This window comes from Paenibacillus sp. FSL E2-0178 (genome assembly GCF_038593005.1).
GTDB lineage: Bacteria > Bacillota > Bacilli > Paenibacillales > Paenibacillaceae > Paenibacillus_AQ > Paenibacillus_AQ phytohabitans.
On the sequence record NZ_CP151953.1, the window covers coordinates 738138 to 761466 of the forward strand.

The 23329-nt window shown below is 52.1% G+C and carries 19 protein-coding genes; 5 read left to right on the forward strand and 14 right to left on the reverse strand.

The genetic code is table 11. The features are described from left to right. The first annotated feature begins 88 nt into the window (after nucleotides 1-88). A complete protein-coding gene (locus MHI42_RS03045) occupies nucleotides 89-1351 on the forward strand; it encodes a hypothetical protein (protein ID WP_342422726.1) in 1263 nt (420 codons plus the stop codon). Nucleotides 1352-1461: 110 nt separating this feature from the next. Here the strand turns inward: MHI42_RS03045 and MHI42_RS03050 are convergent, their stop codons facing one another. The 8 genes from MHI42_RS03050 to MHI42_RS03085 form a co-directional block, all read right to left on the reverse strand. Further along, entirely contained in the window at nucleotides 1462-2820 is a 1359-nt protein-coding gene (locus MHI42_RS03050; RefSeq protein WP_342422727.1) for a glycoside hydrolase family 64 protein, read from the reverse strand. A 344-nt stretch (nucleotides 2821-3164) separates the two neighbouring features. Further along, nucleotides 3165-3677 carry a peptide-methionine (S)-S-oxide reductase MsrA gene (gene msrA, locus MHI42_RS03055; RefSeq protein ID WP_342422728.1) on the reverse strand — a complete coding sequence of 171 codons (513 nt, stop codon included), beginning with the start codon at nucleotides 3675-3677 and terminating at the stop codon, nucleotides 3165-3167. A gap of 95 nt (nucleotides 3678-3772) precedes the next feature. Then, nucleotides 3773-4207: a GNAT family N-acetyltransferase gene (locus tag MHI42_RS03060; protein ID WP_171719416.1), complete on the reverse strand. Its 435-nt coding sequence runs from the start codon at nucleotides 4205-4207 to the stop codon at nucleotides 3773-3775. Nucleotides 4208-4231: 24 nt separating this feature from the next. After that, entirely contained in the window at nucleotides 4232-4813 is a 582-nt protein-coding gene (locus MHI42_RS03065; protein WP_342422729.1) for a TetR/AcrR family transcriptional regulator, read from the reverse strand. 175 nt (nucleotides 4814-4988) lie between these two features. Continuing rightward, on the reverse strand, nucleotides 4989-6014 hold the full coding sequence (locus MHI42_RS03070) for a Gfo/Idh/MocA family oxidoreductase (protein WP_342422730.1): 1026 nt from the start codon (nucleotides 6012-6014) through the stop codon (nucleotides 4989-4991). 38 nt (nucleotides 6015-6052) lie between these two features. Then, entirely contained in the window at nucleotides 6053-7141 is a 1089-nt protein-coding gene (locus tag MHI42_RS03075; protein WP_342422731.1) for a Gfo/Idh/MocA family oxidoreductase, read from the reverse strand. Next, a complete protein-coding gene (locus MHI42_RS03080) occupies nucleotides 7138-7914 on the reverse strand; it encodes a sugar phosphate isomerase/epimerase (RefSeq protein ID WP_342422732.1) in 777 nt (258 codons plus the stop codon). Before MHI42_RS03080 ends, MHI42_RS03075 begins: the two co-directional genes overlap by 4 nt. A gap of 70 nt (nucleotides 7915-7984) precedes the next feature. Next, entirely contained in the window at nucleotides 7985-9148 is a 1164-nt protein-coding gene (locus tag MHI42_RS03085) for a Gfo/Idh/MocA family oxidoreductase (protein WP_171719411.1), read from the reverse strand. Nucleotides 9149-9307: 159 nt separating this feature from the next. Between MHI42_RS03085 and MHI42_RS03090 the strand changes: the two genes are divergently transcribed. Next, entirely contained in the window at nucleotides 9308-10141 is an 834-nt protein-coding gene (locus tag MHI42_RS03090) for an AraC family transcriptional regulator (RefSeq protein WP_342422733.1), read from the forward strand. A 641-nt stretch (nucleotides 10142-10782) separates the two neighbouring features. Here MHI42_RS03090 and uxaC read toward each other — a convergent pair. Next, the gene (gene uxaC / locus MHI42_RS03095; RefSeq protein WP_342422734.1) at nucleotides 10783-12192 is read right to left on the reverse strand and encodes a glucuronate isomerase; all 1410 of its coding nucleotides are present in this window, start codon (nucleotides 12190-12192) and stop codon (nucleotides 10783-10785) included. A gap of 210 nt (nucleotides 12193-12402) precedes the next feature. Here uxaC and MHI42_RS03100 point away from each other — a divergent pair, with 210 nt between their 5' ends. Both MHI42_RS03100 and MHI42_RS03105 read left to right on the forward strand, forming a co-directional pair. Then, nucleotides 12403-13080 (forward strand): GntR family transcriptional regulator, encoded by a 678-nt coding sequence (locus MHI42_RS03100; RefSeq protein WP_342422735.1) that lies wholly within the window; start codon nucleotides 12403-12405, stop codon nucleotides 13078-13080. A gap of 137 nt (nucleotides 13081-13217) precedes the next feature. Then, nucleotides 13218-14072 (forward strand): SDR family oxidoreductase, encoded by an 855-nt coding sequence (locus tag MHI42_RS03105; protein ID WP_039292674.1) that lies wholly within the window; start codon nucleotides 13218-13220, stop codon nucleotides 14070-14072. A gap of 37 nt (nucleotides 14073-14109) precedes the next feature. Here the strand turns inward: MHI42_RS03105 and MHI42_RS03110 are convergent, their stop codons facing one another. Further along, complete coding sequence (locus tag MHI42_RS03110) at nucleotides 14110-15198, reverse strand: YeiH family protein (protein WP_342422736.1); 1089 nt, start codon at nucleotides 15196-15198, stop codon at nucleotides 14110-14112. A 197-nt stretch (nucleotides 15199-15395) separates the two neighbouring features. Here MHI42_RS03110 and MHI42_RS03115 point away from each other — a divergent pair, with 197 nt between their 5' ends. Further along, entirely contained in the window at nucleotides 15396-16157 is a 762-nt protein-coding gene (locus MHI42_RS03115) for a LysR family transcriptional regulator (protein ID WP_342422737.1), read from the forward strand. Between the two features lie 222 nt (nucleotides 16158-16379). Here MHI42_RS03115 and MHI42_RS03120 read toward each other — a convergent pair whose 3' ends face one another. The 4 genes from MHI42_RS03120 to MHI42_RS03135 form a co-directional block, all read right to left on the reverse strand. Further along, complete coding sequence (locus MHI42_RS03120) at nucleotides 16380-18173, reverse strand: glycoside hydrolase family 36 protein (RefSeq protein WP_342422738.1); 1794 nt, start codon at nucleotides 18171-18173, stop codon at nucleotides 16380-16382. A 42-nt stretch (nucleotides 18174-18215) separates the two neighbouring features. Further along, nucleotides 18216-19934, reverse strand: coding sequence for a sensor histidine kinase (locus tag MHI42_RS03125; protein WP_342422739.1), 1719 nt, complete (start codon nucleotides 19932-19934; stop codon nucleotides 18216-18218). A 1-nt stretch (nucleotide 19935) separates the two neighbouring features. Next, on the reverse strand, nucleotides 19936-21501 hold the full coding sequence (locus MHI42_RS03130) for a response regulator (RefSeq protein WP_342422740.1): 1566 nt from the start codon (nucleotides 21499-21501) through the stop codon (nucleotides 19936-19938). 138 nt (nucleotides 21502-21639) lie between these two features. Further along, complete coding sequence (locus tag MHI42_RS03135; RefSeq protein WP_342422741.1) at nucleotides 21640-23301, reverse strand: extracellular solute-binding protein; 1662 nt, start codon at nucleotides 23299-23301, stop codon at nucleotides 21640-21642. Between the last annotated feature and the right edge of the window lie 28 nt (nucleotides 23302-23329).

A 23329-nucleotide genomic window follows, 5' to 3' on the forward strand; every position in this document is an offset into this window, starting at 1 on the left:
GTAGAAAGAATGAAGCAACAAAGTATACTGCGAGCCTCCTCCTGCTTCTGTACAATATGGATACTATGGTATCTGGAGGATAAGCGGCATGGACAATCACTATATTGCAGATCGTATCAAAGCTTATAAGGCAGACCCGGAGTCTGTTTACAACACTTGGTTTCTGAATAATAGCGAGCGGTTAAAGGCATTCCGTACAATCAAAAACGGACTGACAGACGTCATCCGCAGCATTGAAGCCCGGACATTCGGCAATGATTATAAAGGTTCATCCTTGGAGTTTGTAATGTCCGCCATTTGTGAGCAGAAACAGATTTTTGAAGGAGCGGCTCATGCCTTCTACTGGAAACCTAAATTGCGTATTCCGGATATTTATGAGAATGATGTCCATCAGCTCGCTTTTGGACGCTTTCTGAAGGCAGTGCAGCAAGCCAGCCAGGAGAAGCAAATTCTGGAGGAGATTTATAAACTCGACAATATGCATATCAAAGGGCTTGGCCCTGCCGTAGCCAATATTATATATTTTCTTCATCCCACCCTGTTCCCGCCGTTCAATACCGCAATTGTAAAAGGCTATAACGAACTTCTGGGCCAGAAGATCAAGCTGGGTTCATGGACTGCATATCTGGAAATGCGTGAAGGCCTGCTCCAAATGAATAATGAACAACGTTCCCTGCTGTCCAATGATTTAGGTGCTATTGGAGGGTTTGTGTTTGAAATTGGCACCGGCCGTCTCATTGTAAGCGGTAATGCAGAGCGAATTCTGGAATCTGAGGCAGTCAAGCAGGAGAAAACCCGGTTAAAACGTCATACCGAGTTCATGAATGATATCCGTGAAGATAATACACATAGCGAAATGCAATATCATCTGGCAAGATTAGGCCGCTCGCTCGGGTATAAGGTATGGATCGCCCAGAATGATCACAAGAGACAATGGAACAGCGCAAAGCTCGGCGAGCTTTCACTGCCCGCATTGCCTCCGCTTCAGGTATCCAAAGCAGCCTTTGACACCATATCCTTCATTGATGTGCTTTGGCTTGATGATAAGAACAGAATGATTGCTGCCTTTGAAGTGGAGAAAAGCACGTCCATCTATTCGGGCATCCTTAGGCTGTACGATCTAGCCTTGTCACTGAATGAGCCAGAATGCAGCTTATACCTTATTTCTCCTGACAGCAGGGAAAAAGAAATTCAGGCCCAGTTGCTGCGTCCTTCCTTACAGCAGAACAACGCAGGGCACATATCTTATATTTTATTCTCGGATCTGCAGTGTGAATGTGACGCCATGTGCAAATACGGTCGTTCACATGAGGTGCTGGAGGGAATATCCAGAAAGCCGGTAAGAAGTTAACGACGGCGGAATCACACGATAATCACGCTGTGAACCAACAGCCCAGGCAGGATTCACCCTGCCTGGGCTGTAGTCCAATCTCCAGCTCGCTCAAACATCAAACCGGATTACTACCAGGCCACGCGGATAATCAGGCCTTTGGGATCGCCGACTTCGAGATAGGCCGCCTGGCCGTTGACATCATCATAAGGGAAGCCGTAGGCCAGCCCGCTGATGCTGTGGTCATGCCAGAACTTCGCATAGTAATTGGCTGGAGCCGCTTTGTAATAGTCCGCGACATTGTTCCAGTTGCCGGAGGTGTAGACATGGCGGTTAATGGCAGCGCTGGTGGCTGCGTCAATAAGCGAGCCATCGTTGCGGAGAATATCCTGGGTGCTGTAGCTGGAATAACCTGCGAAATAATTGCTGTTGGCCCCGCCGGCTTTAAACGATCCATGGACAGGAGCGATAATCCGGTAAGGTGCCTGATCCGTAGCAAGTGATTTGAAAGCAGATGGCACTTCATTCTGGTATTTGCTGAAGATTCCGGCGCGTGTCTCCGATTCCAGCTCGCCTACGGTTTTATCATAGCCGCCAGACAGGCCAACCAGCCGGTGCTGGATCGGGAAACCGAAGGCATCTACGCGCGTCGTGTTGCCGTGATAGCCTGTAGCATCCACCGTGAATTCAACGAAGTCGAAATAGAGATTACGGTTAGGGTCGGTTGGATTATCAATATCCGGTCCGGCAAAGCCGTCATCATAAGTCTTGATGTACAGCGGCGTGCCTACGCTGAGGAACATGCGGCCGGAGGTGATTTTGGGCATCGTTACCCAGGAAGCCTGACTTACGGTATGGTAGATATTCGCGTAATTCACGCCGTTTTTGGTCAGATGGCCGGAGGCATCATTCAGCGCATTAGAGATTGGCAGCAGATTGCCGCTCAGGTCCAGATAACTCCATTTGCCGTTGGCCGGATTGATGCCAATGACTCCCCAATATACCTGATTGTCCGGATAGGCCCCGCCCGTGCCGTTCATGACCTTCACCGACACGGAACCTCCCGGCGGGGTGGGAATGGAAGAGGCGGCTATGGAATAGATCGAAGCAGAGGAACCCCCAGGCGGGGTAGTCGGCGCCGTTCCGGCAGTATACGTAAACCAACCGGTATCATATGCCGGTGTTCCATTATTGTACGTGAAGAAATAGGTGAGAACCGTTCCGCTGGCAACGCCTGTGACCACCTGCTCATAGCGGGCCTTGCTGCTGTTGTAGGTTGTACGGTAATTGAGCTGCGTTCCGGAATTGACCTTATAATGTACATCGACCCAACTGGTGCTTACCGTAGATTTGAACCAGATCGTCGCTGAAGTTCCCGACAAATCTACTCCCTGTGTATAATCAGCGGCGGCAGCTTTGGAACCAAAGAAAGGCAGGCAAGAGAGCAGAAGCACGAACGCAAGCATGGACATTAGCCATTTTTTAGGCATCGTAATATTCCTCCTGAATTATAGTGGTATTACTGTAATCATTACCTTTGGCAACCGGAAGCTACAGACAGATCATTCAGCATTTCAGAAAGCCTCCACCCTCCTCCATTCCCCGGATCAAAGCCAGAATCATCTATAATTGTATGCGTTTACAAATATGATTATAGTAGGGCAAATCTTCATTTAGTAGGCTCGAAATTTCGGATTTAGGTTCCCATTTTTTGGTTTTATGACTTAATTTCTTCCGTTTCGCCTCTAGAGCGCTGCAAAAATAGCAAAAAGCCCTCAATCCCCAGATGCCAGGTGATTAAAGGCTTTCTTAAAACTAATTCCCCTATCCGCTTTTACCAGTGCTGCGAAATAAAGGTATCCCGTCCGGATTGCTCACGGTCCTCTTTATAATGCTTCGGATTCTTCTTGTGATAGTCCTGATGATAGTCCTCAGCCGGATAGAAATGGGGTGCAGGCAGAATCTCCGTCACCACAGGAAGCTCAAATCTGCCGCTGACCGCCACTTGCTCCCGGGAAGCCAAAGCCGCCAGCCGCTGCTCTTCGTTGTAGTAGAATACCGCTGTCCGGTACTGCGTACCGCGATCCTGAAACTGCCCGCCGTCATCGGTCGGATCAATCTGCGGCCAGAACAGCTCCAGTAGTCTCTCGTAGGGGAAAAGTGCCGGATCAAACGTAATCTGAACCACCTCAAAGTGACCCGTTGTCCCTGTCTTGACCTGCTCATATGTAGGGCTCTCCACCGTGCCTCCGGCGTACCCTGATACGATTCCGTGAATCCCTGGAAGCTCTTCAAACGGTGTAACCATGCACCAGAAGCAGCCCCCGGCAAACATCGCCTGTTCCATAAGCTTAATCCCTCTCCCTGTCTCTCATCTGCAATTCATACATTATCACATGTAATGAAGATAAGGCCTGCTGGTCATAAAGTCAATTTGAGAGATTAGACCTGCAGACTTTTGACCATAATGACGTGGGGAATTCCATCCTCCATAAAGACAGGCGAGGAAGTCTCATACCCCAGCTTCTGATAAAAGCCTTCGGCCTGCTTCTGGCCATGCAGCTTGGCTTGCCGGAGTCCTTGCTCAGCAGCCATAGCCTCCAGTGTGCCGATAATTACGGACCCTAGCCCGCTTCGGCGGTACGGGGCCAGCAGACAAATCCGCTCCAGCTTGGCCCATCCGTCCACAACCCGCAATCTGGCTGTCCCTACAGCAGCCTCCTCCGCCTCGTGAAACACCAATATATGCTCTGCTTGGCTCTCATATTGATCAAATTCATCAGCCAGCGGTACGCCCTGCTCCTCCACAAACACTTCACGTCTGATCCGGAAGGCCTCTTGTAATCCTGCTTCATTCGTAACCTTATCTACATGCATATCATTCTGCCCCTCTCTCTCCAGTTAGGATTGCTTAATGCCCGCCCAGAAAATCCCCCAGATATCCTCCAGGCGCTGTTCAAATTCGTCTTGCTTGTAAAAAAACATCTGCATGGCGATCCCGTCAAGCAAACAGTAATACGCCGAGAGCAGACTGTCTGCCCGCTGTTGCCGTATGATCCCCGTGTTCATGCCTTCCTCAAAAATCGCCCGGTACAATACAGCGGAACGCTGCTCCATCCCCGCAATCTGCGCCTCCAGCAAGTCCTGGAAGAAAGGAGGCGGAAATTGCACGGCCATTTTATAGAATGCGGTCAATACCGGGTGCTCCACTTTGTAATAGTAGTTCTTATACATAATCTCACGCAGCCTCATCTCTATAGGTGTATCCCTGAGGCCCTTATACAGCTGTTCAAGAAATTCATAGTAATGACGGGCCATTTCGCCGAAGGCGGCCATGAACAAATCTTCTTTTTTCGGAAAATAGGTGGCAATGGATTGCTTCTTAATCCCTACCGCCTGGGCTATGCCGGCCAATGATGCTCCTTCAAAGCCCTTCTCGGCAAATTGTGCACATGCAGCCTGCAGAATCGCGTTAGCAGTCATCTCTCAAGCCTCCCTGACGATCGTCAGGTAATTATCACATGCAGATTATAATTTGTCAATCTTGCAGGTAACACCCCTGTATGATCGTTGCAGCACGCCAAAAAAGGATCACAGCACGTGATCCTTTTGCCTTGTACACCATGAGTGTACTACGTATCATCTTATTCCAATCATTCTACACATACTGTCCTGCCGTCAGACCCGTTCTGCCCGCCGAGGACTTGTAGATTCCATCGATCAGCTCCAGCGCCTTAATGCCCTCTGCTGCGTCAATCCAGAACTTACGGCCGTCACGGATGTGGGCATAGAAATCATGAATTAACCGCGAATGTCCGGTCCCCCAATACGATTTACCTCCGGTGCTGCCGGTTGCCGGTTCGCTGAGCAGCGTCTCTTGCCCGTCCTTCAACAGATACAGGCAATCCCTACGCTGCAGCAGCGTTCCCTGCTCGAAGACCAGCTCCAGTTCAACGGGAGAATTCACCCCATAAGCATTGGTTCCGTAAAAGAGTCCGCGCACCTTGTTCTTGAAGCTGATGCAGGCATGTGCACTATCCTCCACCTCAATAACATCATTCAGCACATCAATGGTGACACTGCCCTTCACGGAAGAGATTTCACCGCCGAACCATTGCAGCAGATCCAGAGTATGAATAGTCTGGTTGATGAGCACACCTCCGCCTTCAGTGGCCCAGCGTCCTCTCCAGCTGCTATTCTTGTAATAATCGCTGCTACGGGTCCAGGTAACTACCCCCTTCATACAAATGAGGGCTCCCAGTTCGCCGGAATCTATCATCGTCTTGATCCGGACCGAAGGGTCATTGTAACGGTTCTGGAAGACTACACCGAGCTGTCCCTCCGCTTGATCCGCTGCTGCCTGTATTAACCGGGCCGAAGGTACATCCAGTGCCATCGGCTTCTCGGTTAATACATGTTTGCCGGCCTTCAGCAGTTCAACCGCCATCCCGGCATGCAGATGATGGGGCGTGCACAAATGGACAATTCCGATATCTGCCCGCTCCAGAAGCTGCTTGTAATCCGTCAAGCCCTCACAGCCGTAATCCTGGGCGGATTGCGCTGCCTGAACGGGATCACTGTCCACCACGGCCAGCAGCCGCGCATAATCTATAGAAGCAATGGCCCTGGCATGCAGCGGAGCAATCGCACCACAGCCGATAATCGCTGCTCCAATTGGATTCATCTTATACACCTTCCGTTCTTCTGATAGCTGTGATGCAACTATTTGAGAGTATCCGGGGTCAGATTGAGCGCTTGCCGCTGTGCCTCCAGGCATAGTTCGGCCGCCTTGAAGGCATGCTCCTGGGTCATGGCATTTTCTGTACGCTGCAGGCAGTCCAGGATTAGCTCGCCGAAGAACGGAAAGCCGATTTTACCTGCTACATGCTCATAATGCTCTCCTTCGCGGTCCACATAGTAGACATGGTCAGGGGTGCTGGAGCGGCCAATATCGCTGTATTTGCGCAGTTCGATATACCCTTCGGTGCCCATGATGATCGTCCGTCCATCGCCCCAGGTTCCTAACCCCTCCGGAGTGAACCAGTCTACGCGGAAATATTGGGTCGCCCCGTTATCGCCCACCAGCGTGGCATCACCGAAATCCTCCAGCTCCGGGTAAGCCGGATTGTTATAATTGGCTACCTTACTATGCAAAACCTTGGCATCGCGGCAGCCGGCGTAGAAGAGGAACTGTTCAATCTGGTGGCTGCCAATATCACAGAGAATGCCCCCATATTTATCACGCTGGAAGAACCAGTCCGGACGGCTTGGCGCATTTAACCGGTGAGGTCCCATTCCAATGACCTGGAGAACACGGCCGATTGCGCCTTTTTGCACAAGCTGACCTGCATACACAGCGCTCTCCACATGCAGTCTCTCACTGAAATAAGTCATGTATTTCTGCTTCGTCTGTTCCGCCTGAGTCCGTGCTGCTGCCAGCTGATCCAGCGAGGTGAACGGTGTTTTGTCCGTGAAATAATCCTTGCCGTGTGCCATGACGCGCAGACCCAGCGGACCACGCTCTGACGGAATAGCCGCCGCCGCTACAAGCCGGACCTCAGGATCTTCAAGAATCTCTTCAGCCGAGCGTGCGGCCCGGACACCGGGATAGGTGTTCTGGAACACTTTTACCTTCTCCGGGTCAGGATCGTATACCCATTTCAGCTGTGCTCCTGCTTCCACAAGCCCGTTGCACATCCCGTAGATATGCCCGTGATCCAGCGCCAGTGCGGCAATTACGAATTCACCGGGGCCAACTACAGGCTTGGCCTCATGCACAGGGGCATACATCATCCCATCCTTGCGGCTCATGCCTCAACCTCCAGCTTAGCGTGCAGATAGTTCAGACTAATCTCCAGGCTCTCAAACGGATCACGCTGGCACACATCCTGCTCCACGATATGCCATTCCACACCTGTCTTGCGGCAGGCTTCAATAATCGCTCCGTAATTCATGTTCCCCTGGCCGATTTCGGCAAAAATTGGTTTGCGCGACAGAACCGTCATATCTTTGAAATGCACGGCCTGCATTCTGCCCTTCACTTTATGAATCCACTCTACAGGATCGCCGCCGCCTGCCTGAACCCAGTACAGATCCAGCTCAAAGCCGAACACCTCCGGATCACTTTCCTGCAGCAGAATTTCCATACCAGTCATACCTTCGAAACGTTCAAATTCAAAATCATGATTATGATAGACGAATTGCAGGCCATACTGCTCCTTCAGGGTACGCGCAATACCGGAGGCCAGCTTGGCAAAGGTGCGGTAGCCTTCCTGGCTGGTCTGATACTCTGCCGGCAGTCCGCCAAGGCCGATGTACTTGCAGTTCCACAGCTTATGTTCAGCTGCGAGCGCATCCAGATCATTCACCAGCCGGTTCCAGGGGACATGCGTTGCACATATTTTCAAACCGTATTCATCCGCATACTCCTTCACCAGCTGTGGGTCAATGGGACCAATCCCCGAGATCTGCACGGCCTGGTAGCCGATTTCACTCACCTTCCGCAGACTTTCTCTTAACCCCTCCGGGGTCTGGGTAAATTCACGTAAGGTATACATTTGTGCGGCAATCGTTGAACGTTCCATCTCATTTATCCACTCCTAGCTTAGTTTGAATTGGTTAGATGATGTTATACCTGCAGGTTAAAGAGCGATGCTAGTGGGTTCCCGATACATCCAGGGCTTTCTGGCTGACGGGTGCCTTTTGAAAAGTAGAGTTCTGCACCTGCACCATCAGCTTCTCGTGGAACAAGTCACTGTCGATCGGCAGGTCTACCCAGTTGTCAGTCCACGCTGACAGGTACATCGCATTGGAAAGAGTCAATCCGTGAATCCCCTCTTCACCAGGCGCCAGGAGCGGCTCGTCATGAAGAATGGCATTGGTGAAATTTCGCATAATGCCTTTATGCTGATCTCCATCACCAGGTGCAACCGGAATCTCGCATTTCCAGCACTCGGGTGCTCCGAATCCTCCGGTAAATTCAGCATTGAATTGCGGCTCCGGTGTGCGCAGGCGGAAGAACGTCAGCTTCCCGTCTTCGATTACGATTTTACCGTTGTCGCCTGTGATCTCGAACCGGTTCGTTCCCGGCGCCTCCCCTGTAGTGGTGATGAACAGCCCCGTTGCGCCGTTCTCGTATTCCACATAAGCCGTCACGTCATCCTCAACCTCTATGTTGCGGTACTTCCCGAATTGGCAAAAAGCCCGTACCCGCTTCGGCATCATTCCCGTCGTCCACTGCCAGAGATCCAGCTGATGCGGGTCCTGGTTAAGCAGTACACCTCCGCCTTCTCCGCCCCAGGTCGCCCGCCAGCCGCCGGAATCATAGTAGCTCTGTGAGCGGTACCAATTGGTGATAATCCAGTTCGTCCGCCGGATCTCCCCCAGCTCCCCTGACTTGATCAGCTCTCTCAGCTTCTGGTAGAGCGGGTTGGTCCGCTGGTTGTACATAATGCCGAACTTGCGGTCAGACTTCGCAGCAGCGTCGTTCATCTCTTGAACAGCTTTGGTGTACACGCCTGCGGGCTTCTCTATCAGAACATGCAGCCCGTAACCCAGTGCTTCAATCGCGAGCGGCGGGTGGTCATAATGCGGTGTAGCAATCAGCACAGCATCAATGGTCCCGGACTTGAACAGCTCTTCCGGTGACAGGAACCGCTGCACGCTATCCGGCAAATGCTCCTCCGCCCAGTCCAGCCTTTCCGGGCTGGTGTCACATACGGCTGCCAGCTCAGCCCCCTTAATATCACTTAGCAGGCTCTGCGCATGCGCTCGCCCCATATTGCCCACTCCGATGATGCCAAATCGTACCTTTTCCATCTCCCAATCACTTCCTATTACAGTTTATGATATGAGGATAACCTTAATCGCCCTCGCTGAACATGACTGTAATTAAGGTGTTTTTGTATATAAATAAGATGTATTAGATAAATGAAAGCGGTATAATGAGTTTATGAGCGTTGTAAAGGAGCTAAACCTATGAATATGAATGCCAGCGGAAATCTGACCGGACGCCTGCTGCAGAATCTGACCGTTACAGTTACGCATGCCCAGTTGACCAGCAGATACCCCGGATGGAATAGGACAAACGAGACCCCTTCCTTCAACCGGCTGTACTATATTGATTCCGGCGAAGGCAAGGTGATTATCAACGGCGTGGCCTATTATCCCAAGCCCGGGCAATTAATGATCATGCCGGCCGGCTCTACCCAGACTACCGATACCTCGCCGAATGATCCCTACACACGCTACTATTGTCACTTTGATGCGCAGATCGGGGAATGGCCGCTGTTTCATTCTGCCAATAAGCTCTATATCAGCGATGTGCCGGACCCGGATGCGGTAAGGGCGATTTTCACGGAAATGATTGATTTGTTTCAGGATACCGGCTTTCTGGCGACTCTGCGGACACAGGCATCGCTGCTCACGCTATTGGCGCTGTGTCTGGAATCGGGAGGCTACAGCAATTTCCTGGATGACCTGACACATACCAGCGATCAGGGGAAGCTGGCGAATGTGCTGACTTACATTGACCAGCGACTGATGCGTCCGCTTGATGTGGAGGAGCTGGCGGAGCTCGTTCATCTGCATCCGAACTATTTCATTCCCTATTTCAAGAAATTCATCGGCGTTCCCCCGATGCAGTACGTTCAGCTGAAACGGATGGAGCTCGCCAAAAGACAGCTCTCCTACACCGACTTCAGCATCTCCAATATCGCCGAGCAGGTCGGCATGGAGCTGGCCCATTTCTCCAAGGTATTCAAGAAGACTACTGGCGTTTCTCCATCTGCTTACCGGAGCAGTACGAAGTGAGCTTAAACACTTACCCTCGAGTTGGATCAACATCAGCGCATTTGGATGGACGCTCACGCTTTTCAACATTCCCGAGATTCGAAGTACCATTCATCAATTCAAACTGCGAGTTGAACCTTCGCTGACCCGATTGTTATGTAGCCCCCTCCGCCTGTAGGAAGCTAGTTGGATTTTCTACACTTAATTTTTCTGCTGGATTTACTTGATCGGGACTAAGTGGAGTTTTTCCAACTAAATCTCCAGATTCAGAGTTTGTTGCAGTATTAGATGACGTTTATCCAACTAGCATCCCCTGAGTATACGAGCACACTAAGAGGGAGATTGCCTGAAGAGGCATCATTCTTTTCTAAAAAAACAAAAAAACAGCAAGCCTCCAAAAAGGAGACCTGCTGTTTTTTGATTGAAACTCAAATCAATGGATGCATTTACTGTTGTTCTTAAGATTGTAGTAGCACCTTACACTTAAACAGCGGAGCGGGCGGACTGATTGTGGAAAAGCGGCAGCGTTCGCCTTGGTTTCCGGATTTTCACCGCTAAGGGGAATGAAAAAAATCCGGAAAGCACAGCGATTGTAACAACAGTCCGTTTGCGGAGCGTCCACCCAGGCGCTGATGTTAATCCTACTCCATTTTAGCCACAACCTATTTTATCCCGAAATACGCATCGGCATTGTTGTAACAAATATTCTCAATCGTCCGGCCCACAAAAGCATAATCACGCGGCAGATCGCCCTCTTCAATCCATGTGCCGAACAGGTTGCAGAGAATCCGGCGGAAGTATTCATGACGCGTGAAGGAGAGGAAGCTTCTGGAGTCGGTCAGCATGCCGACGAATGGACTGATCAGGCCGATGCTGGAGAGCGCCTTCAATTGCTGCAGCATGCCTTCCTTCTGATCATGGAACCACCAGCCTGAGCCCATCTGCACTTTGCCTTTGATCCCCGAGCCCTGGAAATTACCGATCGATGTTGCAATCATCTCGTACTGTGACGGATTCAGCGTATACACAATGGTCTTCGGAAGCTGTCCGCTGGCGTCCAGATCATTCAGCAAGGCGTTCAGGCTGCGGGCCATATTGAAGTCCAGAATGGAATCGAACCCGCTGTCCTTGCCAAGCGCATCGAACATCCGTGAGTTGTTATTGCGGAGCGCCCCGATATGCAGCTGCATGCTCCAGCCCCGCTCGTGATACAGCCGGCCTAATTTGAGCAGTGTGTAGCTCTGGAACTTCTGTTCCTCCTGGGCGCTGATCTCCTCGCCTTTGAAGGCACGGGCAAATATGTAAGCTGCTTCATGTTCCGTCGAATGTGCGTGCGGAAGCTCACCGAAGGCCTGATCCGACAGGCGGCAGCCATGCTTGTGGAAATAATCGATCCGCGAAGTCACAGCCTTCATGAATTCGGAATAACAGTGAACTTCCAGTCCGCTGGCTTCACTAAGCGTGGCAACATAGCCGGCAAAACCTTCATCGCGGATATTCAGCACCCGGTCCGGTCTGAAGGTTGGAGCAACCACGGTCTCCAGTGCACTGTCATTCTTAATAAGAATGTGATGCTCCAGGGAATCAGCCGGATCATCCGTTGTGCAGACGACGTCAACATTCTGCTTCTTAAGGATGCCCTGTGTAGTCATGCCGTCTCCTTGCAGCTGTTCATTACAGCGGCCCCAGACGCTCTCCGCATTATCGGCCGAGAGCAGCTCATCGATGCCGAAGTAGCGCTTCAGCTCCAGATGTGTCCAATGGTACAGCGGATTGCCCAGCATCTCGGGTACTGAACGCGCCCAGACCATAAATTTGTCTTTGTCCGGAGCGTTCCCGGTAATCAGCTGTTCATCGATGCCGAGCCAGCGCAGCGCACGCCACTTGTAATGGTCCCCCGATAACGCCAGATCGGCGATATTGCGGAACTTGCGGTTGCTGCTGATCTCCTGAGGATTCAGATGACTGTGGAAATCGTAGATCGGCATTTTTTGGGCATAGTCATGGTACAGGGTTTGCGCACTTTTGTTGAGGAGCAGCCAATCTTCATGAATAAAAGGTGAGGTACTCAATGTGTTCTCCAGCCTTTCGTCATACCGTATTTTAGAAGATAAGAATGTATAAGCTACTCGCAATATAACGTTCTTATCTTTCCCGCAGAAGCGGAAATTTGTCCTGGTAAGGACGGTATTAGCCGTTTCTGCCTGTTTGCACTACCATACTACCATACTTGTATGGTAGTATGGTAGTGCTTCTGAACAACTTAACAGGAGGGCTACGCGATGGAATACATTATCGGTACACAAGCGGTTTCCACACGGGACATCGTGTATCGTTCTTTGAAGGATCAGATTTTGCTGTTGGAGCTCCCTCCCGGCACCAGCATCTCGGAGAAGGAGATTTCACTTAAATTCAATGTTAGCCGAACTCCCGTCAGAGAGAGCTTCGTCCGGCTGGCCCAAGAGGGCCTGCTCGATGTCTATCCCCAGCGCGGAACGGTTGTCTCTCTTATTGATTCCGGACTCGTCGAGGAAGCCCGCTTCATGCGCGAACATCTGGAGCGGGCGGTTATGCGCGAGGCCTGCAGCTCTTTTCAGGCCAAACATCTTATAGATCTTAAGGCGAATCTGGATAAACAGAGACTCTGCATTGAAGATCAGGACTATAAGGAAATGTTCATGCTGGATGAAGAATTTCATCATCTGATCTTTACAGGCTGCAGCAAAAAGAATACCTGGGAAGTAGTCCAGCAGATCAAGGTCCATCTGAACCGCAGCCGGATGCTTAAGCTTACGGCAGATCATAATTGGGAGCATCTGTATCAGCAGCATTATTGCCTCTATGAAGCGATTCAGACACATGATGTTTCGCAGGGTGATCATATGATGCAGGAGCATATGGCATTAACCATTGCCGATCAGGAAATGCTGATGGAGAAATACCCGCAGTACTACAAGTAGAAACGGCTTATCCGTCCATTTAACAAGGAATCCGAGGAACTGAATAGAAGCCCCGCCCGGCGGGTAATGATGCCCGATAGTAAACAGACTTAGTCCTACTTAGGAATATACTTAAATTAGAGAAGGGTTGGATACTTATGTCTGAGTTGGCACTACAGCCTCAACTGGCAGGCAAAATCACCGTGATTACCGGAGGAGCCGGCGCACTTTGCAGCGTGATGGCCCTGGAATTAGCCCGTCAAGGCGCCAAGGTCGCCATTCTGAACCGCACTGCGGACAAAGGCGCCGCTCTGGCTGCGCAGATAACCGCAGCCGGAGGCCAAGCACTTTCCCTCGCCTGTGATGTTATGGATTCCAACAATGTGCAGCAGGCAGCCGATGAACTTCTGCAGCACTGGGGGCCTTGTGATTTATTAATTAACGGAGCCGGCGGTAATCAGCCTTCGGCTATTACGACCCATGAGACCTTCGCGGACGGAGACCTGGAGAACCCGGATATCGTCTCCTTCTTCGATCTGTCTGTAAGCGGGTTCCGCAATGTCCTTGATTTAAATATGACCGGAACGTTAATTCCGACCCAGATCTTCGCCAAGCAGATGCTCGGGCGCACCGGAACATCAGTCATCAACATTTCCTCTATGAGTGCCGCTTCGCCGATGACCAAAGTTCCGGCATACAGTGCTGCCAAGGCGGGAATTAACAACTTCACGCAATGGCTGGCCGTCCATCTGGCAGATGCGGGAATACGGGTTAACGCTATAGCCCCGGGCTTCTTCGTAACCGCTCAGAATGAACAGCTGCTTGTGGACAGTAATGGAGAGCTGACAGAACGTTCCCGCAAAATCATCTCCCAAACCCCGATGCGCCGTTTCGGTACGCCCAAGGATCTGCTCGGCACCCTGCTCTGGCTGGCAGATGAGCAAATGTCGGGGTTCGTCACCGGAATCACCGTGCCTGTGGACGGCGGATTCATGGCTTACTCAGGGGTTTGAGCGTGATCTATGATGTGATGTGTTCCGTTCCACTGGACTAAGATAATCCCAACCAATGTACCAGCCCAAATCCGAGCAGCGACATGAATACCGAACCTATGAATCCGGCGATTACCGGCTTACGCCCCATACTGCTGAAGGTCTTGAGGTCTATCCCGAGTCCAAGTCCCGCCATCGCCATGGCCAGCAGCAGATAGGCAAGTGTGATCATGTCTGACGCAAGCTGCTGAGGGATGACCTCAAGTGTATTAATTCCGCTCATCAACAGAAAGCCTGCAATAAACCAGGGAACCGGGAGCTTCTTGCGCTCCCGGTTTCCTTCCGTTTCGGCGGCATATCCTTCTGCTCCATTGGATAGTTTCATGCGGCGGTGTAGCTTCCGCTCCCTGCGGCCTTCTATCAGGCCCAGAATCAGAGCGACCGGAACCAGCATTGCTACCCGCGTCAGCTTCACCAGTACTGCCAGATCGGAGCCTTGCTGCCCGGCAGGTACGGCTGCAGCGATGACATGTGCCACCTCATGCAGGGTTGCTCCTGCGAAGATTCCGTACCCCGAAGCACTTAAGCCCATGTATGGATATAGAATCGTATATACAAGTGTAAAAACAGTTCCCAGAATCGCTACTGTTGCCGCTCCTACTGCCGTCTCGTTGTCTGTCGCTTTGATCTGCGGGGCAATGGCAGCTACTGCTGCCGCGCCGCAGATGGCTGTTCCGCACGCGGTCAGCAGCCCCAGTCTTCTGTCCATCTTCAGCCAACGCGCCAAACCATACACAGTGAACAGCGTGAACACCAGGTTAATAGCTGCAATCCCGGCCACCTTTGGACCCGTCTGAACGATATCTCCCAGATTTAGTCTCATCCCCAGCAGAATGATTCCTGCTCTGAGCAGTCTTTTGCCCGAGAACCGTACGCCTGCCATGGCCTGCTCCGGAACACCAGCTACTGCTCTGAGGCCAATCCCCAGCAGAATGGCCAGCACCAGCTGGCCCATAATGCCGAGGACCGGCAGCAAGGCTAAATATTTCGCCGCAACCGCCAGAGTGAGTGTAACCACAATCCCGCCGGCAAAGTAGAAATATCTATGATTACTCCGCTGCAATCTGTAACTTCCGCTTCCATTCATCCGTCCCGCGCCCCATTCACTACTTCGTTATAACAACGCTTTTATAGCTTTACTATATAAGCATGTTTACGGAATGTGAAATACAGGTTTGCTATTTCAATCATTACAAATACTTATGTTTAGGCGAATTCACTATGTTAAAATAGAAAAAAACCGTAATTACAGCTACATCCATCTTCAATAAATGAGGGATTATTATGATTACTGATGGGCTCCGCGTTTTCGTTACCGTAGTAGAGCAGCAGCATTTCTCTAAGGCGGGCGAGCTGCTCAACCTCTCCCAGCCCGGGGTCAGCCTGCATATCCGCAATCTGGAGAACGAATTCGCAGTGAAGCTGCTGCACCGTTCCCCCAAGCAAGTACGTCTTACTGAAGCCGGAGCCATTCTCTACAAGCATGCGAAACAGATGCTCATGCATTATGAAGAGGCAGGCCGGGAGATCCGGCTGCTGCAGGATGAAGTGACCGGCACCCTGCAGATCGGAGCCAGCTTCACGATTGGGGAATATGTGCTCCCGGCCCGCCTGGCCGATTTCGCCCGGCAATATCCGCTGGTCAGGCTCCAGGTAACAATAGGCAATACGGAAGAGATTATTGCTGCGGTCCGGTCTAACCGGCTGGATATCGGCTTCATCGAAGGTGAAACGTCAGGCTCCGATCTGTCCATCATCCCGTATATGAAGGACGAGATGATTCTGGTCGCACCCTCCGCTCACCCGCTGAGCAGTGAACTCGCTGTAGAGGATCAGATGCTGCATAATGAAGTCTGGGTGCTGCGTGAACCGGGTTCCGGCACCCGGGCTTTCAGCGACCGTTTTTTGCAGGAATCAGGTATTCAGGTCAAACGCTCCTATGTATTCAACAGCAGTCAGGGTGTCAAGGAAGCGGTCAGCGCCGGACTTGGACTGTCCTGCTGTCCAGATGGATTGTACGCAAAGAGCTGGCCAGCGGCGAATTAAGTGAACTAAGAATCAGGCATACACTAACTGAACGGGATTTCCGGATCATCCGGCAGAAGAATGCTCCAGATACACTGGCTATGCGGGTCTTTATCGGGAAGCTGCTGGATTGATTAACTCTGCTCCCATTAATCAGCCGGCAGTAGCCAGACCAGAACAGCTTCAAGACGCCCGGCCCCCCACTGGAATATGTGTGGGGGACCAGGCGTCTTGTAAGATCAATTATTCAGCTATTCTGGCAGGCCGAATCATGATTACCCCTGCCGGCGGCACCTCTAGTGCATGCACTCCTTTATTCCACAGCAGCCTGTGATCCGCTACAACCGTTCCCCGGCAGTCGAGGATTTTCACAAGAAGCAGACCCGGATCGCGGTCCAGCTCCAGTACCAGGCGAGGGTTCAGCGTCCCGTTGATTACCAGAACCAGCCCGGGCAAATCCCCTGCTACAGGGATTACTGTATCATGATAAGCGGCAAACACCCACTTCTGCGCGGTCCGGGCGATGACAAGCGGATACAGCAGCTCGGGACTCACAGGCTCCAATGTGCCGTCCAGCAGTACATCCCGGTGCCCGCGCCAGAAGCTTAACCAGAAGCCCAGCATAGCCTTATGCGGCTCCGGCAGAGTATCCAGCCGGACGGATATCTGCGGCACAGCGAACAGAATGTTAATGAACTGTAATGCCGCTGCCTCTACCGGTTCCTCCGGATTCCACATCAGCATATCGGCATGTGCCGCGGTATCCCCGCAGATCAGCCGGATATCGATTGTATGCATCCGGTTCTGCAGGGCATCGTTCGGACAATCTGCTGCCCGGAACATATTGCCGTATTTGCGCATCAGCGGTCCGGTATAATTCTGGCGGAATTCGATCATAATATCCGGCTTCAGCTGCCGCAAGCGGGAGAGGATTCCGCTTAACAACAGATCGACGGCTTCCGGAACCGAGCCTGTATCCCTGCCGTTCGTTCCGTCCTCGTGTTGGCTGGCAGCCTGCCCTTCCACATAGAAGCTGTCTACAAAGTCGAGCTTGAAGCCGTCCAGATCCCAATCCAGCAGTGCCTGCTCATATAAGGAAATTAAGTATTCCCGGACTTCCGGATAACGGGGATCGGCCACGCCTGCTCCGAAGCTCTCACTATAGTAGAGTAACTTATCCTTGAAGCGCAGCCAGGCTTCACTATGCTTGCCAATGAACGGCACGGCATACCACAGCAGGTATTTCATGCCAAGATCATGGACACGGGCTACATGAGCCTGCATATCCGCGATTTTGTCCGGGCTGGCCTTCCAGTCTCCGCAATACGCATACCTTCGGGCTTCATCTGACGTCTGCCAGCCATCATCCACAATTACCGCGCCGCAGCCCAGTTCAGCTGCGAGTCTGCACTCCAGCTCTACGATCTCCGGCTTCAGCTGCTGATGGAAGCTGTACCAGGTGGAATATACCGGCTCCCTTGCGGTATCAGGAACCGGGGACGGCTCACTCCCTTTCAAGCCTGCCCACCATTTCCCCGCTGCGTCCAGTGCTTCATAGTAAGGAACGCTGCGGGAATCCAGCCGCAGGATGAGCTCATAATGTGTTATGGGAGAGACATCGCCTGCGAACAGCGTTACAGCACATTGAAAGCTGGACGTTTCTTCATTCAGCCCCGCACGCAGCTCCAGCGGATTCAAAACGTCTGAACAGGCAAAGGTCAGAGCGTTGTTCCCCCTGCTGCCATACAGGCTGACAACCGGTGCAGAGAAAGTGGATCTGGACAGGAACCCCTCCCGCCAGTCGGGAACCAGTCCCCTGTTTCGTTCCGCTGCCGGATGCCACATTCCTTGAATATCAATGGCCTGGCAGCTCCAGCGAAGGGTTAGCTTGGGGGGAGCTGCCGGAACAAGAGCACTGAGTGTCAGGATGGCGTAGGCAACGCCATCAACTCCATGCTCCACATGAAGCTGAGATTGAAAGTCCGGACTGCTTCCTTCAAGAAGGATCTCGTAATCTCCTGTGTGAATGGTCTTCAATACGATCCAAACTCCTTTGTAGCCGATTGACTGCTTATACAGTTATAACCGGCAGGGAATCGAAATCTGCACACAGGTGCCGATTCCGGAGCGGCTGGCGATCAGCACTCCGTATTCACTGCCTCCATGCAGCTTAATCCGGGAATCTACATTACGGATGCCGTAGCCGATCCGGGTCCCCTCAGGGGACAGAATCTGCCGGATGGTATCCGCATTCATGCCTACCCCATTGTCTATAATCTTGAATATGATGCTGTCCTCCCTCTTCTCTGCCACCAGCCGGATTCCGATGGTGCTGCCGAACCAGGCATGCTCCAGCACATTCTCAATCATCGGCTGCAGAATCAGCTTCACCGTCGCATACTCCAGCACACCGGGATCAATATCGTAATATACCGACATCCGCTCCCCGTATTTGATGCCCTGAATGGCGATATAAGCCTTGGCATGCTCGATTTCATTGCCCACGGTTGTAATAATTCCGCCCCGGTTCAAAGACAACCGGTAGAACTTGGCCAGCTCCTGAACGAGGGTGTGCAGCTTCTGAATATCTCCGAACTGGGCCAGACGATTGATCGAGGAGAGTGTATTGTAGAGGAAATGCGGATTGATCTGCGCCTGCAGCGATTCCAGCTCCGCTTCTTTTTTCTGAAGATTGGCGACATAATTCTTGTGAATCAGCTCTTCGATATTGCTGCCCATCCGGTTGAAGGCTACGGCAATCTGTGCAAGTTCGTCATTGCCCTTATACTTAATTCTCTTGTGAAAGTCTCCATCGTGAAAAGCGTTAAGCGATCCCACAATCTTCTGAATCCGCCGGGTGAAATAGCTGGATACTCCAATGCCGAGACAGGCCAGGACCAGCGCACTGGCCAGACAGACCAGCAGTGTCATTCTCCGCACTTCGTTTGCACTCTCATCGAACTGGCTGTTCGGAATATAGGCCTGCAGCACCCAGCCGATGCCTTCCAGCGGCTCACTCAGTTGCAGCAGGTTACCGGCGGATTGCAGGCTGGCGGCTTCCGTATTCTCCGGCGAAGATTCCAGCACCATTCTGCCGCTGCGGTCGGTCACCACAAGGGTGGCATATTCGCCGATCTTGCGGTAATCCACCGAATCCAGCAGATCCCGCATCTGCACCGTTACCCGGATCAGACCGATGCTCCGCTGCTTCTGGATATCATCCATCCTCTGGATCAGCGAGATATTGCTGTTCTCTTCATCGCGCAGAATCTGACGCCATTGACCGGCACCCGTTTTAGCTTCCGGCGCCACGAGGTCATGATACCAGTCTTCTCCCCGGATTCTCTGCAGATGAAATATCTCATACCGCTTGGTCGAGAGCAGCGGATTGGGTCCAATCTCGCTGTAGTATAGTTCAGGAATGGACTCATTCTCCAGATACAGCGACAGTCCGACATTGCCTGCCGTGTAATTGAGCAGATTCTCAAGCGTAGGCATCAGGGTCTTCGTCATGGTCTCATAGCTGTACCAGCCTTGATCATAGCGCCGCAGGGCACTTTGCAGATTGAAATTGTAGTATAAAGTGCTGGATATCCGTTCAATATTATCCGTACGGTAGGTGATGTTATCCCGCATTTGCTGCAGTGTGCCTTGTATATTCTCCCTCGTCTTCTGTTTCAGCGAGTTCACGGAATGACTGTAAGCGAACATGCCTACTGTGCCCACAGCTACCAGAAGGCAGAACACATAAGGCAGAATCAGCTTGTATCCGTAAGGCATGCTTAGCCTGCGCCGCATCTTACAGATGTCTCCTGTAGTCGCCCGGGCTGACTCCGTAATAATCCTTGAATTGCTTGCTGAAATGGGACAGATTCTTATAGCCGACCCGCTGGGCAGCTTCATAAACCTTAAGCTTCGGGTCTCCAAGCAGCAGCTTCACCCGTTCCAGCCGTCTTAAGGAGACATAGTCGGAGAAATAGATTCCCTTCTCTTCGTAGAAAATCTGACCCAGATGATTAGGCGAGAAGGAGAAATGATTGGCAGCATCCCGCAGCATCACGTTGTGCTCCAGACGTTCCTCTATATAAGCTTCAATCTCCTGTACGAGCTTGCGTTTCTTGCCTTGCCGTTTGCGCTGCAAATGCTCCGACAGCTCGAACATACGGCGGCGCAGCCAGGATTTCATATCCTGGGTAGTCTCGAAATGATAGAGAATACTCAGATGCTTCCGGTCCAGTCCGAGCACCTCGTAGAAGTCCTCATTAATCGTATGCAAATAAGCATCGAGCTTCGACACCACATGCAGAAACAGCTGATAGATCTCCAGCTTGGTCTCCATATGCCCTACCCACACGAACAGCTCTTCATTACAATCGTCGATGGCAACCAGCCGGTAAGAGGACATGGCCTGAAACAAGGCCTGGAGAATATCGTCAAGATCCTTGGCTTCAGCCGTAACCGGCCCTCTGGCATCCGTGTGCAGGATCAGCTTGCCTTTGCCCAGGAACAGCTTCAATCCAAGGGCTTCCTTGGCCCGCTGAAAGGAGTAATGCAGCTCCTTCAGACTGTTCACCAGCGGTCCGGCTCCTATGGTCACTGTCAGCGGAGTTCCGCTGACCGCATGGTGAATGAATTCCCTTAGCCGTCCATGGTCTACACGTTCTTCAAGGATTAGAGCAAAATGGAACTGATCCAGTCTGCAGACCTGAATCCGTTCCATCGCACAGAACTGTTCAACCGACAGGCTCAGCTGCCGCTCTATTGCCGCTTGGGCCTCCTCACTATAGCCGTTCAGCTTCCAGGCCAGGTCATCCGGTTCCAGCAGAGCGGTGTACAGGCGGGATCTTTGCCAAGCAATCCCCATGCGCTGAAGCAGCGGCAATACCCGGTCCTCCTCCGGTGTTCCATCGAGAAGCTGCATGAACAGCTCACGCTTCAGCAGGGGTTCCGACTCCGAGAAATAATGCTCCAGATGGCTATGCGCCCGTTCCTTGTTCAGGGCCTCCTTCACATCAATCAACGTCCGCCGCATATCCTCATCGTCCACAGGCTTCAGAACATAACCGCAGGCACTCATGGAAATGGCCTGTTTGGCATACTGGAAATCCTCATAGCCGCTGACAAAAACAATCTTCAGCTTCGGATTCAGCTCAAGTGCTCTGCGGGCAAGCTCCATCCCGGTCATAATCGGCATCTTGATATCCGTGACGACAATATCCACCTGCTGCGCTTCCAGCACTTCAAGCGCCTCGAAGCCGCTGCTTGCAGCTGCACACACTTCCATGTCCATGTCTTCCCAGTTCATGAAGTATTGCAGCCCCTTCAAGTCCAGCAGCTCATCGTCAACCAGCAGCACCTTATACATTCCATCCCCTCCTTCGGACCCGCTTGCTGCCAAGGCGCAAGAGCGGAGGTTATCCCCATAAGGCGGAAGGCAGCCCCTTCCCAAATAATGGGGTATACTTGGCTTCAGTATACCCCACGCCCCAGGCAGACTCTATTGTTATTTCATCTTGCTGAGGTTGTTCTGCCATCTTTCTGTCTGGTACGCCAGCAGCTTCCCGTACCCCGCTTTTGAGGCATCTTCATTCGCTTGGTTAATCAGGCTCAGCACCTCTTCATCACTTTTGGCATACAGTGTCTTGGCAAAAGCCTCCTGATAGATATCGTTAACGGCAGTGGCAATGGTTCCTTCTTCCGAATCCGGAAGCGGATCAAGGTTCACGAATTCCGTGAAGTTCCGGGAAGTCTTCCAGGTCACTTTCTGCTGGGCCAGCGTCGTCCAATTCTGCTTATCAGCCGGCAGCTGCGCATCCATCTTGGCTTTGGTCTGATCGATGAATGTCGTGTTGCCTACCCAGTTGAAGCGGCCGATTCTTTCCTTGTCTTTCCCTGCCTGCTCTGTGCTAAGTCCCCCGGCATTCAGAATCGGTACTCCGTCTGCGTCAGTCTCATCCCAGTAGAGCCCCTTACGTCCGAAGTTGATAATCCGCTGGCCCTCCTCCCCGGTCAACCAGTCCAGGTATGAGAAGATCGCTTCAGGGTCCTTGGCATTCTTCGTAATCACGAGCACATTCCAGCCGAGGGAATTGTAATTATTCGGAGTGATTTTGGTGGCATCCAGGCCGGCTTTGTGGATCGGCCAGATGATCTCGTAGCCCGCTTCCGGATCGGTTGCCTTCAGGGCACCGTCCGCTCCCCGGCCCGGATTGACCACATCGCCATCCACGTATACCGCGACGCGGCCTGTTTTCAGCTTTTCGTTAATCTGGTCGCCGGTCTGCGTGAATACATCCTGTGAAATCAGCTTGTCGCGGAACAGCTTGCTGGCATACTGCATATTCTCAATGAAAATCGGATCTTCAAAGATCGACTTCAGTTCATTGCCCACAGGATTAGCTCTTGTCAGATAAGGTTTGTTCTCCGCCCATCCGCCATACATGGTATCAATGCCCCGGCCTTTGGCTCCAACCTCGAGGGGAACAACATCACTGTACTTCTCCTTCACCAGCTTCAGATAGGCATACAGATCATCGAAGGTTTCCAGCTTAGGCGAGCCCAGCTCTTTATAAATTTTCTTATTGATGATCCATCCGCCGTTGCCGTTGGGGCTTGAGGTATACCAGTTCGGGAACTGGTACAGCTTGCCGTCGTCTGAGCGGAGCATACCAAGTGTGGCTTCCCCGGCGTTATTCTTAAGATTCGGATATTTGTCGAGATAATCATCCAGTGCCACCAGCATTCCGCCTTGCCGCAGACGCTCGACACTTGCACCGCGGTCCGTCATAATAACATCCGGCAGACTGCCTGAAGCAATCATGGTGCTGAACTTCGTCTCGGCAGCGCCGCTTGACTGAACGGGAGTCATGTTGACCTTCAGGGTATCGGCAATCCAGCGTGTGGTTGAGTCGGCGCCCCACTGCTCAGTAGTATCCCAATCATAATTGCTGTAATAGCTGAAGGTTACCGGCTTCACTGTGCTTACTGCGTCTGTGGAAGGCTCCGTGGATGCGGGTACCGCTGTTTCCGCTGCAGCAGTGGCTGCCGCCGGTTCTTTACCGGGTTCTGCCGTACTCTGAACTGCCGCGTTATTCCCTCCGCCGCACCCGGCCATCAGCAGCACCGTGCATAATACAACCGTCATTTGTGTCCATCGTTTGGTCATCCGTTTCAAATTAAGTAACCCCTCTCTA

Coding starts and splice junctions, on each gene's coding strand:
- MHI42_RS03045 (WP_342422726.1), top strand. CDS start 89: ATGGACAATCACTATATTGCAGATCGTATCAAAGCTTATAAGGCAGAC.
- MHI42_RS03050 (WP_342422727.1), bottom strand. CDS start 2,820: ATGCCTAAAAAATGGCTAATGTCCATGCTTGCGTTCGTGCTTCTGCTC.
- msrA (WP_342422728.1), bottom strand. CDS start 3,677: ATGGAACAGGCGATGTTTGCCGGGGGCTGCTTCTGGTGCATGGTTACA.
- MHI42_RS03060 (WP_171719416.1), bottom strand. CDS start 4,207: ATGCATGTAGATAAGGTTACGAATGAAGCAGGATTACAAGAGGCCTTC.
- MHI42_RS03065 (WP_342422729.1), bottom strand. CDS start 4,813: ATGACTGCTAACGCGATTCTGCAGGCTGCATGTGCACAATTTGCCGAG.
- MHI42_RS03070 (WP_342422730.1), bottom strand. CDS start 6,014: ATGAATCCAATTGGAGCAGCGATTATCGGCTGTGGTGCGATTGCTCCG.
- MHI42_RS03075 (WP_342422731.1), bottom strand. CDS start 7,141: ATGAGCCGCAAGGATGGGATGATGTATGCCCCTGTGCATGAGGCCAAG.
- MHI42_RS03080 (WP_342422732.1), bottom strand. CDS start 7,914: ATGGAACGTTCAACGATTGCCGCACAAATGTATACCTTACGTGAATTT.
- MHI42_RS03085 (WP_171719411.1), bottom strand. CDS start 9,148: ATGGAAAAGGTACGATTTGGCATCATCGGAGTGGGCAATATGGGGCGA.
- MHI42_RS03090 (WP_342422733.1), top strand. CDS start 9,308: ATGAATATGAATGCCAGCGGAAATCTGACCGGACGCCTGCTGCAGAAT.
- MHI42_RS03100 (WP_342422735.1), top strand. CDS start 12,403: ATGGAATACATTATCGGTACACAAGCGGTTTCCACACGGGACATCGTG.
- MHI42_RS03105 (WP_039292674.1), top strand. CDS start 13,218: ATGTCTGAGTTGGCACTACAGCCTCAACTGGCAGGCAAAATCACCGTG.
- MHI42_RS03110 (WP_342422736.1), bottom strand. CDS start 15,198: ATGAATGGAAGCGGAAGTTACAGATTGCAGCGGAGTAATCATAGATAT.
- MHI42_RS03115 (WP_342422737.1), top strand. CDS start 15,396: ATGATTACTGATGGGCTCCGCGTTTTCGTTACCGTAGTAGAGCAGCAG.
- MHI42_RS03125 (WP_342422739.1), bottom strand. CDS start 19,934: ATGCGGCGCAGGCTAAGCATGCCTTACGGATACAAGCTGATTCTGCCT.
- MHI42_RS03130 (WP_342422740.1), bottom strand. CDS start 21,501: ATGTATAAGGTGCTGCTGGTTGACGATGAGCTGCTGGACTTGAAGGGG.
- MHI42_RS03135 (WP_342422741.1), bottom strand. CDS start 23,301: ATGACCAAACGATGGACACAAATGACGGTTGTATTATGCACGGTGCTG.